The organism is Roseateles amylovorans (assembly GCF_025398155.2).
GTDB classification, from domain to species: Bacteria; Pseudomonadota; Gammaproteobacteria; order Burkholderiales; family Burkholderiaceae_C; genus Roseateles; species Roseateles amylovorans.
The window spans coordinates 3,093,504-3,105,607 of record NZ_CP104562.2 but is presented as its reverse complement, the minus strand read 5'-3'; the positions used below and the strand labels follow the sequence as shown (position 1 = coordinate 3,105,607).

Below are 12,104 nucleotides of genomic sequence, written 5' to 3'. Positions count from 1 at the left end.
CATGAACGGACGGCGCCGCCGCAGCGCCCTCCCGACGCCTGACGCTTCCCTCCGGACTGCCCGGCGGCATCAGCGTGCCCGGCGCCGAGCTGGTTCGCCGGGCGCGAGACCTGGCCCTGGACCCGTCCACCCAGATCATCGTGAACTGCGCCGGCCGGACCCGCAGCATCATCGGCGCGCAGTCGCTCATCAATGCCGGGCTCCCGAATCCGGTGGCGGCGCTGCGCAACGGCACCATCGGCTGGACCGTGGCCGCCTTCGGCGGGCGCGCTGACGTTGGCCGCCGCATGCGCCATCAGTGGCGCCTGACTTTGCGCTGCCCGCAAGGACAAAGGCCCGACTGTGGACACAGCCGGGCCTTCCTGCATTCACCTCCAGGCGCGCACCGCCCTCACCCCGAAGGCGGCGGCAACCCGCGCCTCACTTGCAGACGTTGGCGTCCACGGCCGAGCCGTCCCACAGACGCTTCAGGTTGTTGTACTTGTCGGTGGACACGGTCTTCCAGTCGTCCTGCAGCACCCCGCCGGTGTCGCCCGAGTTCGGGTTCCACGACCAGTAGAAGAAGTTGCGCACGCCCTTGCACTTCAGCCAGTCGACGAACTTGATCTGCCATTGACGGTCCTTGTCGGTGAAGCGGCCACCGAACTCACCCAGCACCACCGCGTTCGTGCCCATGAACTGGCCCAGCTGACGCTGCCAGATCGCCGGCATGTTGTTCGGGAAGCCGGTGCCGTCATTGAAGTAGGCCTGGCCGGAGACCGACGGGCCGTAGATGTGCGGCGACAAGACCAGCTTGCTGGCCGGGATCTTGGTGGTGTCGATCGGATAGCAGGCGAACGGCTCGATGTTGCCGCCCCACCAGTGACCGTCCGGCGATTCGCAGCGACCGCCGTTGTCGGACACGCCTTCCACGAAGATCAGCACATTCGGGCTGGCAGCATTGACGACGGCGCCGGCGCGTTCAGCCGCCAGCTTCCAGTCGTTGTTGATGTCGCCAGTGCCCCAGAAAGCGCCGCTGCCGCCGATGCTGTGCGGCTCGTTCTTCAGATCGATCGCGAAGACGTTCGGCACGTTCTTGTAGCGATTGGCGACGAACTTCAGATCGGCCGTCCATTGGTCCAGCGTGTAGCCGGCGATCTGCGGCGTGGGCGAGATGGCCTGGCAATCCGGACGGTGGTGGTCCAGCATCACATAGAAGCCGCGGCTGGCGAACTCGGCCACGATCCGGTCGAGCAGTTGCAGCGGCGTCTTGCCCGCCAGATCCGGGTTGACGGCAGTGTTCAGCACGCCGCCGGGCGGCGTGGTCGAGCGCAGCGTGTTCGGGCAGAACGGCAGACGGACCGCATTGAAGCCCAGATCCTTCATCTGCCCGATCATTTCCTTGTAGTTGCGCTGCCACAGGCCGTGCGCGACCAGGTCCGGCGTCTCGAAGCCGAACCAGTTCACGCCGCGGATCGACACCGTGGTGCCCTTCGCGTCCACGATGCGGCCACCGGAGGCAACGCTGAACGGCAGCTTGAATTCCCCGGTCGCCGGCACGGACAGATCGCCACCAGGTGCAGGTGCAGGTGCAGGTGCAGGTGCAGGAGCTGGCGCCGGGGCGGGAGCCGGAGAAGGCGCTGGGGCGGGCGAAGGTGCCGGTGCGGGAGACGGCGCAGGCGCCGGGCTGGGGGCCGGCGCAGGAGAAGGCGCGGGAGCTGGAGACGGTGCGGGGGCCGGCGAAGGCGCTGGTGCGGGGGCCGGGGCACCGGCTTCGCTGATGCGGAACGAGGCCGCGGTCGGCGCGGTGCCGGTGCCGCAGAAGCCGACCTCAAAGCTCTGACCCACCGCCACCGGCGAGTTCCAGGCCAGGCCGGTCACCGCCACCGTGGTGCCCGTGGTCTTGAAGTTGCCGCTCCAGCTGCCGTTGAGTTGACCCTTGGGCAGATCGAACAGCAAGGTCCAGGCGCCGCTGGGCTTGGTGCCGGGATTGCGAATGGTCACATGGGAGCAGAAGCCGCCATTCCAGGTGTCCTGGGCCACATTGACCGACAGCGCCGCATGGGCGGAGCCGAGGCTGCCGACAGTCAGCGCAATGAGGGTGCAGCGAAAGGCGAATCGACGGTTGGATCGCATGATGTGTGGAGTTGACGTGGGGACAGCACTCCCGCTCGACGTGGGCGACGCCGGCACCTCAAGGGGGTGCTGGCATGGGCATGGCGGGCCGCGATGACAACGGTGTCAATGCTGCGCGCAGGTCGAGTGGTCCTGCGTCTCGAATGCGCGCAGGGCATTCGGACGACTGGGTTGAAGTGTCGAATTTCAAGGCCGACATGGGCAGCAAAAAAGCGTAACGAGGCGCTTGCCCGGAGCCTCACGCCACCAGGGCGTCCACCCGATTCAAAGCCCGTGTTCAACGCATCTTCATCGTCCCCTGCACGACCATTCCAGACGAGCGTGCCGTTCGTCGGACACGCTTGGAAACACAGTGCGGCAGCGGCGATCGACGGCGCATCAATGCATCAACAGATACCGCGCCATCAGTCGCGCCTGGGACTCGCTGATGCCCACCGTCGGCATGGCCGTGTGGGCATCCAGCGAGCGCGGGTCCCGGATCCAGTCGGCCAGTCCCTGCTCGGTGGCCGCGACCCGACCGCCGATGCGATCCCGCCCTGCCAGGCCGGTCAGCACCGGGCCCACCGAGGTGTCCGGTCCCACCACCCCGGGGATGATGTGGCAGGCGGTGCAGCCGTGCTGCCGGAAGGCGCGTTGCGCCAGCTCGGCGGTGGGCAACGGCGGCACCACGGCGGCGGGCGCCTCATTGACCGCTCGGCAACTGGGCCCGGCGCCTGCGGTGAGCGCGGCATATTGAGGCGGCGTCAGCCTTGGCAACTGGTCCAGGAAGGCCACGACCGCCCACAGTTCGTCCTCGCTCAAGCGGTACTCCCAGGCCGGCATGCCGCTCATCTTGATGCCGTTGCGGGTGATCCAGTAGAGGTCCTGATGGCGCCAATGCCGCGTCCCTTCGATCAAGGAGCTCGGCACCGGCTGCATGCCCAGCGCGAACGGCTCGGGCGCCACGCCCGGCGCGCCATGACACACCACGCACCGATCCCGAAAGCAGGCCGCCCCCAGTTGCTGACGCGCCGGCGTGACCAGGTCCGACGGCGGCGGATGCGCATCCGCCCGCTGCAGCACCGACTGCCTGAGCGCCACCTCCAGCATCGAATGCACCGGTTGGAGATGCGGTCCGGTGGCCGAGACGTCATAGACGCCCAGCCAGATGAAGGCCGCGCCGCCGAGGGCGACGAGGACCGCCACCATCAGCAGCACGGCGGCAACCAGGGCACCGGCGGCGCCGAAGCGGCGAGGAGGGTCAGGCGTCTGAGGCATGGCCGCTCGTCGGCAAGGGAGATGCCAGGACCTCTGCCACCGAGGTCCCCGAGCCTTCCAGACGAAGGCCATCGCCGACCGCGCCATCCGGCCTCCGCACCGTCGGGTCGCGTCCGACGGGGGCAGGCACTTCGCATGCCCTGCTGCGGCCATGCCATCGACCCCGCCTTCCTTTCTCAGGTCCCCTCAACGGTCTGATGCCGTGCCCGCGACGGGCCGGTGGCGCCGACCGATGGGGGCCGCCCCGCGCCCGTCAGCCTCCCTGGCGCAGTGCCGGACCACCCACCTCGCGCTCTTGCTGCCGCTGTGGATGATCGCGGCCTGCAGTCCCGCGCGGGAGGATGTGCTGTCGACATGGCAAGTCGCCGGCGGCGATGCGGTGGCCGGTCGGCGACTGATGGCGCACTACCAGTGCGGCAGCTGCCATGTCATTCCGGACGTGGCGGCCAATGGCAGTCATCGCGGTCCTCCGCTGGCGCGCTTCGGACGCCGCAGCTACATCGCCGGCCAGTTGCCCAACACACCGGAGGGCCTGCAGCGCTGGCTGCTGGATCCGCCGGCGGAACTGCCGGGCACTCCGATGCCGCGCCTGGGCCTGTCGGAGCAGGATGCGCGCGACATCGCCGCGGCATTGATGGCGCAGCGATGAGCGACGGCGGCATGCTGGTGCCCGCCGGTCCGCAGGCGCGGATCCTCGCGGAGCAGTTGTCCACCGCGATGATCGTCTGCACCATCGCCTTCCTGATCGCGATGGCCTGCCTGGCGGCAGCGCTTTGGTGGCGTGGACGTCGCGCCGTGGCGGACGGATGGTGGCTGTGGGGCGGCGGCATCGTGCTGCCGGTGCTGGTGTTCGGCGGCCTGCTGCTGCACAGCGAGCGCCAGGCGGCCCAGTTGGACGCCCCTGCCCCGCCCGATGCGCTGCAGGTGAGCGTGACGGGCCATCTGTGGTGGTGGTCGATGCGGTATGCCGATGCCGACGAAGGGCCCGGGTTCACCACCGCCAATGAGCTTCGGGTGCCGGTCGGGCGGCCGGTGCGGCTGACGCTGACATCGGACGATGTGATCCACAGTTTCTGGGTGCCGGCGCTGGGCGGCAAGATGGACCTGGTGCCCGGCCGGCTGAACCGCCTCACCTTCACCGCAGACCGTCCCGGCGTCTTCCGTGGGCCGTGCGCCGAATACTGCGGCACCCAGCATGCCGGCATGGTGCTGCATGTGGTGGCCATGCCGCCGGAGGCATTCGCCCGCTGGCGCGCGGCCCAGGCGGCGGCGCGTCCGCCGCCCACCACGCCCACGGGGTTGCGCGGCAGCCATCTCTTCAGCGAGCGTGGATGCGCGGCCTGCCATGCAGTGCGTGGGCGTCTCGATGGTCCTCGCGAATCGCTGGGCCCGGACCTGACCCATGTGGCCGGCCGGCTGTGGCTGGGCGCCGGAACGCTCCGAAATGACACGCCGCACGCCGCCTTGCGCCGATGGATCGCCGACGTGCATCAGGTCAAGCCGGGCGCACGCATGCCGGGGTACGGCCATCTGCCTGCCGATGAGGTGGACGCGCTCGCCCGCTATCTGATCGGCGATCTCGCGCTTCAGGGGCTCGCCGATCAAGAGGCCGATCGACAGCCTGATCGACAGCCTGACCGACACGCCGATCCGTCCGCAGATGCCGCAGCCCCTCCATCCGCAGGCTTCAAGCGTGGGACTGTTGCGGCAGTGCCCGTCCCCAGCCTCACGCCAAGCCCCATCCGATGAGCGTCGATCTCCCCGCCCCCGCCAATCGCCTGCCGCGTCCTGACAGCGAGCTCCATCGCCTGCGCGCGGCCTGGGCGCCGCCGACGGGCTGGCGCGTCATCGGCAGTGTCAACAATGTCTTCATCGGCAAGCTTTACATCGCCACCGCATTCGTGTTCTTGCTGCTGGGTGGGGTGCTGGCGCTGTTGATCCGCGCCCAGTTGGCCGCGCCGCAGCTCAGCTTGATGAGCGCACCGGCCTTTCAGCAGCTCTTCACCATGCACGGCACGGTGATGATGTTCCTGTTCGCGGTGCCGATGGTGGAGGCCATTGCGGTCTACCTGCTGCCCAACATGCTGGGCGCGCGCGACCTGCCGTTTCCGCGCCTGTCCGCGTATTCCTACTGGATGTATGCGGTCGGCGGCCTGGCCTTCTATGCGACGCTGTTCTGGCAACTGGCACCGGACAGCGGCTGGTTCATGTATCCGCCGCTGAGCGGGGCGCGCTACTCGCCAGGACTGAACGCGGATTTCTGGTTGCTGGGGATCGGCTTCATCGAGATCTCGGCGATTGCCGGCGCCATCGAGCTGATCACCGGCATCCTCATGACGCGGGCGCCGGGCATGACGCTCAGCCGCATGCCGGTCTATGCCTGGTCGATGCTGGTGGTGGGTCTGATGATCGTGCTGGCCTTCCCGGCGGTGATTGCGGGCACCGCCTTGCTGGAGATCGAACGGGCACTGAACTGGCCGATCTTCGACGCCACCCGCGGCGGCGATCCGCTGCTCTGGCAACACCTGTTCTGGTTCTTCGGTCATCCGGAGGTCTACATCATCTTCCTGCCGGCGGCGGGTCTGGTCTCGACGATGGTGCCGGCGCTGGCGCGGACCTCGCTGGTGGGTCGCCATGCGGTGGTGGTGGCGCTGTGCGGCATCGGCGTGGTGAGCTTCCTGCTGTGGGCGCATCACATGTTCACCGCCGGGCTGGGCGGACTGGGCATGAGCCTGGTGTCGATCTTCAGCGTGGCCATCGCGGTGCCGGGCGCGCTGCAAGTGTTCGCCTGGATCGGCACGCTGTGGCGCGGCCGGCTGCGATGGACCACCGCCACCTGGTTCCTGATCGGCTTTCTCGTGGCCTTCGTGCTGGGCGGCCTGACCGGCGTGATGCTGGCGCTGCTGCCGGTGGACTGGCAGGTGCACGACACCTATTTCGTGGTCGGCCATTTCCACTATGTGCTGATCGGCGGCATGGTGCTGCCGATGTTTGCCGCGCTCTATCACTGGCTGCCGGTGTGGCGCGGGCGGCCGCTGTCGGAGCGCCTCGGCCGCTGGGTGTTCGGACTGATCTTCGGCGGCTTCAACCTCGCCTTCTTTCCGATGCACATCGCCGGCATTCTGGGCATGCCGCGCCGGGTGCACACCTACGACGCCGGCCTGGGCCTGGAACTGCCCAATCTGCTGTCCACCGTGGGCGCGGTGGTGGTGGCGGCCGGCGTGCTGCTGTTCGTGATCGATCTGGTCCGCAGCCAGATCGGCCCCGAGCTGGACCATGGCGACCCCTGGGATTCGCCGACGCTGGAGTGGCTGCCCTCCGAGAACTACGGCACCCGCAGCATTCCGCAGGTCAGCCACCACGAGCCGCTGTGGGATCAACCCTCGCTGCACCAGGAGGTGCATGCCGGCGCCCATTGGCTGCCGGGCACGGTCACCGGCGGACGGGAGACGCTGCTCACCAGCCCGGTCAGTGCCCGTCCGTTGCGGGTGGCGGTGCTGGCGGGCGACAGTCTCTGGCCGGTGCTCGCCGCGCTGGGCACGGCGGCCTTCTTCCTGCTGATGACGGTCAAGAGCGTCGCCGGCACGGTCACCGGCGGCGTGGTCGCCCTGGTGGCACTGTGGTGCTGGCTGTGGCGCACCGACCGCGCACCGCCCTTCGACGATGCCGAGGTGGCGGACGGCATCCTCCTGCCGCTGGGTGCCACCGGCTGGCAGGCGCCCTCGTTCTGGGGCGTGGTGATCCTGATCGTGGTGGAGGCCAGCATCTTTGCCTCGATGGCCTTCGCCCACCTGCATGTGGCGATGGCGCTCGAGGTCTGCCCACCGCCGGGCGTGGCGATGGCGTCGACGGGCAGCCTGGGAGGGCAGTCGCTGGCCTACCTGCTGAGCCTGGTGCTGGTGTGCGTGGCCGGCTGGGGTGCACGTCGCGCGCCGGTGGCGCGATGGCGCGCGCTGCTGTTGCTACCGGCGTTCGGTTTGGCGGCGATCGCGTTCCTGTGGGGGCTCTCCACCGCCTGGCCCGCCGAGCGGCCACCGACGCTGGACGCCTGGACTGGCACCCTGGCCGCGCTGCATGGGCTGCAAGGCATCCATCTGGGCGTGGCGGCGATGCTGGCGGCCTTCCTGGCCGCCCGCATCGGTCACGGCATGCTGCGCCCGCGCCAGCATGCGACCCGGGAAGCGGTCTGCCTGCTGTGGGGCTGGATCTGCGTGCAGGGGGTGCTGGTGCTGTGGTGGCCGCTGATGGCGGCGTGAGCTTGCTTCCGCAACTTTGCCAACCCCACGCCATCGGTTGACAAATCTTTTCAGCGACGACGCGGTTGGTGCCCTAGCCTACGGGCATCGCAACCCTCCCTGAGACCGATCCATGACATCCGTTCTGACTTCCCTCGGTGTCGCACTCGTCACTGCGCTCGCCATGACCGCCGCCGCCCCCGCCCATGCGCAAGACAGCAAGGCGGCGAAGGCGGCCCAGCAACTGGACGCGCGTTTTGCCGCAGCCGACAAGGACCACGACGGCAAGCTCACCAAGGCGGAAGCCGAGGCCGGCATGCCCCGCGTGGCCAAACGGTTCGACGAGATCGACACCACCAAGTCCGGTGCCGTCACGCTGCAACAGATCAAGGCCTATGGTGCGGAGCACATGAAGAAGAAGTGACCCCGAAGCGGGGCATTGCCCCGTGGCGCCACCGCGCGACACAGTGCCCGTTCAGAACCGTCGGGCAGCGACCGCTGCCGAAGGTGGTCGTGGTCGTAGTCGTGGTGGCTTGGGTGGCGGTCATGTCCATGACCGAGGCCCATGAAAAAACGCCCGGCGCTTCGCAGCGTCGGGCGTTTTTTTCATTGCTGGAGCGGGCGACACCGGCTGCGCTCGCCGCAGGGCGAGGCGCCGGGCGCCGCTCGACCGCAAGCGGCTTACTTGTTCACCGCATCCTTCAGCGCCTTGCCGGCGGTGAACTTGGCGGCCTTGGACGCCGGGATTTCCAGCACTTCGCCGGTGGCCGGGTTCTTGCCGGTGCGGGCAGCGCGATCGCCGACCTTGAAGGTGCCGAAGCCCACCAGGGCGATCGAATCGCCGGCGGCCAGCGCCTCGGTGATGGTCTCCAGGGTCGCGTCCAGGGTGGAGGCGGCCACTGCGCGGGTCACGCCGCTCTTGGTGGCGATGCTTTCGATCAGTTCACTTTTGTTCATCAGATTTCCATCTAGGTATCAGGATCCCGTTGCCGGGGGTCGCGATTATGGGGCCGGACCGCAGAGGGCCCGGTTTCGAGGTGCGACGGCGCCAGCGTTCCGAAGAGCGGCTGTCGCGCCGGGCAGCGTCCGCGGCTTGGCAAGTCCGAGGCCCGGTGCCCTGAAGCACAGGCCGCAGGACAGGCATTGTCAGACCTGTCGTCCCCGGATCGATCGGGCCGGAGCCGGAACCGATCCGGGGCAGCGTCCGCCAGGCGCCCGGGCCCCGAACTGTAGACGCTCCGCGCCGCCCGAGGGCGTTCCCCGCCTGCTTCCGGTGCTGTCGGCCGGGCGCGACCCGCACAGCCGTGCCGTTTCCAGCGCTTGCGGCGTCCGTCCCCAATGGCCTTGAGCGCCTTGAAGTGCTAGGCAACCCGGCCGACAGGGCTGGCAAGCCCGCACGGGCGCCTCGGCGAACCCGATATGATCCGCGCCGTTGGTGCTCGCGCCCGGCCCTCCGCCGGCGCAGTTCAACGGGAATCAGGAAGGGTCGCGCCAGGCATGGCCTCGACCCCCACCTGAGCTGCCCCCGCAACGGTAAGCGGAAGGCGGGTGATGTGCGTCATCGCCTGCGGCACGTGTCTGAGACCACTGGACGATCCGTCCGGGAAGGCAACACGGGTTCATCTTCCGACAGCCCGGATACCGGCCAACAGGCGGACCGCCCGCGCCTTGGCGCGGCCAGGTCCTTGTCGCATGCGGCCGCGGGGAAGCGGCCGTCCTGCCGTTTGATGTACCGCCGTACCCATGTCCTCCTTCCATCTTCGCGCCACCGCGAACGCTGCCCTGCTCGTCCTGATCACGGCCCCTGCCCTGCCCACTGCCTTCGCGCAGACCCGCATCGATCCGGTGGTGGTCACCGGCACGCGTGAAGCGCAACCCCTGCGCGACGCCATCGCCGACGTGGTGCTGATCGACACCGCCACCCTGCGCGACAGCGGCACCGCCAGCCTGGCCGATGTGCTGCAGCGCTACGCCGGTGTCCAGTTGCTGCGCAACGGCGGACCCGGCCAGACGACCGGCTATTTCGTGCGTGGCGCCAGCAGCAACAGCACCGTGGTGTTGATCGACGGGGTTCGGGTCGGCTCGGCCACGCTGGGGCAGACCGCGCTGGAGGCGATGAGCCTGTCGCAGATCGACCGCATCGAAGTGCTGCGCGGTCCGGCGTCCGGCCTGTACGGCGCCGATGCGGTCGGCGGCGTGATCCAGGTCTTCACCAGGAAGGGCCAGGGCGCGTTCAATGTCACGGGCTATGCCGCCGTCGGCGAGGACCGCTCCCGTGAAGGCAGCTTCGGCCTCAGCGGCGCACAAGGCGGCTTCGACTATGCGGCCGGACTCAGTCGCGAGACCAGCCACGGCCGGACCGCCATCCGACCCAACGACCAGTTCGGCAACTACAACCCGGACAAGGACGGTTATGGCCGCACCGTCGGCAGCGCGCGCCTGGGCTTCACACCGGCCGAAGGCCACCATGTGGGTGTCTCCTTCATCCAGAGCAAACTGAATGCGCAGTACGACGGTGCCGATTACCGGCCGGACTTTAGCGTGGATCCGTCGGCGGACTTCCGCAACCGCCTGACCACGCGCACGGTCACCGCCGACTACCGGGGCCAGTTGTCGCTGCTCTGGACCACGCAGCTGCAAGTGGCCAAGAGCACCGACGATCTGTCCTCCGGCGGCCAACTCGTCGACCGTTTCAAGACCGATCGCGACCAGATCAGCTGGCAGAACACGCTGCGCTTCGCGCCGGGCCAGCAACTGCTGCTCGCCTATGAACACCTGCGCGAGAAGGCGCAGAGCACCGTCTACCTTGCCAATGACAAGCGCACCAACAATGCGGTCTTCGCCGGCTACACCGGCCAGTTCGGCGCCGCGGGCGTGGAGGCCAGCCTGCGCAGCGACGACAACTCGATCTACGGTGGCAACACCACCGGCAGCCTGGGCGCCAGCTATGCCCTGTCCAGCACGCTGAAGCTGCGTGCCGTGGCCGGCACCACCTTCCGCGCGCCCACCTTCAATGACCTGGACTATCCCGGCTACGGCGTGCGCAGCCTGCAGCCCGAGGAAGGCCGCAGCGTCGAGCTGGGTCTGAACTGGCAGTCCGGCAACAGCAGCGCCGGCGCGACGGTCTACCGCAACAAGGTGCGCAACCTGATCGGCACCGAGAACGACCCGACCCGCTGCCCACCCGGCTATGACTTCGGCTGCGCCACCAACACCTCACGCGCCACGCTCGAAGGCGTGACGCTGACCGGTGCGCATCGCCTCGGCAACCTGAGCCTGCGTGCCACGGTCGACTTCCTGGATGCGAAGAACGACGACTCCGGCAGCCGGCTGATCCGCCGTGCCGCGCACCAGGAGAGCATCTCGGCCGATTACGACACCGGCGTGTGGAGCGCGGGCGCCTCGCTGACCGACGTGGGCGCGCGTCCCGACGGCGTCACCCTGGGCGCCTATGCGGTGCTGGACCTGCGCGCCAGCTGGCGCTTCCTGCCGCAGTGGCGTCTGGAGGCCAAGCTGCTGAATGCCGCCGACCGCGACATCCAGCCGGTGCGGGACTACCAGGGCCTGGGCCGTCAGGCCTGGGTGGGCGTGCGCTACGACATGAAGGGCTTCTGATCGAAGCCTGATCGACGTTCGATCGAGGCATGGCGGCGAGCGACGCTCGGCCATGCCCCGCTGCCCTCACCGTCGCGGCTTGCCCTCATCGACGGTGTCCGGCATCAGCCGCAGCAACGCCTGCAGAAAGCGCTGGGCCGCGACGTCCGAGGGCCACGGTTCCCAGGCGGCGCCGCCATACACCGCCTGCAAGGGATCGGTGTCCAGCACCGGATGGGAGATGCCCAGCACCTCCCGCACTTCCGTCACGGACCAGCCGGTGCAATGCACCGCTTCCGAGGCCGCGGCGATGCTGTCCGCGCGCTTGTGCAGCGCGTAGGTCTCGGTCGTCCAGTCCGGCAGTTGGTAGCGCATGGCGATGGCCTGCATCAGCCGATCGCCGACGATCCGGAACGGCTCCCCCAGCACCCGCTTCAACGGCGAGATGCAATCGAAGCCGAGGAAGCCTTCCTCGGCGTCATGCAGCAGTTCGGCCAGTGCGGCCGCGTTGGAGAGCGTCTCCCCCTCGGCCTGCGCCCACTGCTGGCGCAACTGCAGCACCAGCATCGAGTGCTGCGCCACCGACAGTGGCCACGGCCACACCGATTCCCCACCCCAGCGATAAGTCCGCGCCAGGCGCAGCGCCAGGTCGTGGTGCGTCCAGGCCTCAGGCGAGGGATGGATCAGGTCGAGTGCGGCCCCGGAGGGCAGGCGGATCCAGGCGCGGGTACGGTCGCTCATCCGGGACGTCCAAGGCGGGAGGGATGGAAGGACCTGCCAGTGTGCACGGGAAATCGTCCGTCCCTGGGCCATCGAACCAGAGGATTTGCGAAGGCGGCGATCTGCGAAGGCGGCAAGACATCTGCCAGTGCCACCGCCCCCCGACGCCTTGGCACTGGCAAC

The 12,104-nt window shown here is 68.8% G+C and carries 9 protein-coding genes, 1 pseudogene and 1 riboswitch; of the genes and pseudogenes, 6 read left to right on the top strand and 4 right to left on the bottom strand.

Going from position 1 to position 12,104, the window contains the following annotated elements:
* Window positions 1-56 precede the first annotated feature (56 nt).
* Window positions 57-254 (top strand): annotated as a pseudogene (locus N4261_RS13015) (rhodanese-like domain-containing protein); the annotation flags it as partial.
* Window positions 255-420: 166 nt separating this feature from the next.
* On the opposite strand, the gene N4261_RS13010 reads toward N4261_RS13015, so the two are convergent.
* Both N4261_RS13010 and N4261_RS13005 read right to left on the bottom strand, forming a co-directional pair.
* On the bottom strand, window positions 421-2,115 hold the full coding sequence (locus tag N4261_RS13010) for a cellulase family glycosylhydrolase (RefSeq protein WP_261760557.1): 1,695 nt from the start codon (window positions 2,113-2,115) through the stop codon (window positions 421-423).
* Between the two features lie 378 nt (window positions 2,116-2,493).
* Window positions 2,494-3,372, bottom strand: a complete 879-nt coding sequence (locus N4261_RS13005; protein ID WP_261760556.1) for a c-type cytochrome — start codon at window positions 3,370-3,372, stop codon at window positions 2,494-2,496.
* A 232-nt stretch (window positions 3,373-3,604) separates the two neighbouring features.
* Here N4261_RS13005 and N4261_RS13000 point away from each other — a divergent pair, with 232 nt between their 5' ends.
* From N4261_RS13000 to N4261_RS12985, 4 genes are all read left to right on the top strand, one after another.
* A complete protein-coding gene (locus N4261_RS13000) occupies window positions 3,605-4,021 on the top strand; it encodes a c-type cytochrome (RefSeq protein WP_261760555.1) in 417 nt (138 codons plus the stop codon).
* A complete protein-coding gene (gene coxB, locus N4261_RS12995) occupies window positions 4,018-5,121 on the top strand; it encodes a cytochrome c oxidase subunit II (protein ID WP_261760554.1) in 1,104 nt (367 codons plus the stop codon). The genes N4261_RS13000 and coxB overlap by 4 nt, the downstream gene beginning before the upstream one ends.
* The gene (locus N4261_RS12990) at window positions 5,118-7,628 is read left to right on the top strand and encodes a cbb3-type cytochrome c oxidase subunit I (protein WP_261760553.1); all 2,511 of its coding nucleotides are present in this window, start codon (window positions 5,118-5,120) and stop codon (window positions 7,626-7,628) included. Before coxB ends, N4261_RS12990 begins: the two co-directional genes overlap by 4 nt.
* 112 nt (window positions 7,629-7,740) lie before the next feature.
* Window positions 7,741-8,031: an EF-hand domain-containing protein gene (locus N4261_RS12985; protein WP_261760552.1), complete on the top strand. Its 291-nt coding sequence runs from the start codon at window positions 7,741-7,743 to the stop codon at window positions 8,029-8,031.
* A gap of 257 nt (window positions 8,032-8,288) precedes the next feature.
* Here N4261_RS12985 and N4261_RS12980 read toward each other — a convergent pair whose 3' ends face one another.
* On the bottom strand, window positions 8,289-8,564 hold the full coding sequence (locus tag N4261_RS12980) for an HU family DNA-binding protein (RefSeq protein WP_261760551.1): 276 nt from the start codon (window positions 8,562-8,564) through the stop codon (window positions 8,289-8,291).
* Between the two features lie 459 nt (window positions 8,565-9,023).
* Window positions 9,024-9,270, top strand: a riboswitch (cobalamin riboswitch).
* Between the two features lie 80 nt (window positions 9,271-9,350).
* Between N4261_RS12980 and N4261_RS12975 the strand changes: the two genes are divergently transcribed.
* Entirely contained in the window at window positions 9,351-11,222 is a 1,872-nt protein-coding gene (locus tag N4261_RS12975; RefSeq protein ID WP_261760550.1) for a TonB-dependent receptor domain-containing protein, read from the top strand.
* A gap of 66 nt (window positions 11,223-11,288) precedes the next feature.
* Here the strand turns inward: N4261_RS12975 and N4261_RS12970 are convergent, their stop codons facing one another.
* Window positions 11,289-11,942: a phosphohydrolase gene (locus N4261_RS12970; RefSeq protein WP_261760549.1), complete on the bottom strand. Its 654-nt coding sequence runs from the start codon at window positions 11,940-11,942 to the stop codon at window positions 11,289-11,291.
* Window positions 11,943-12,104 lie beyond the last annotated feature (162 nt).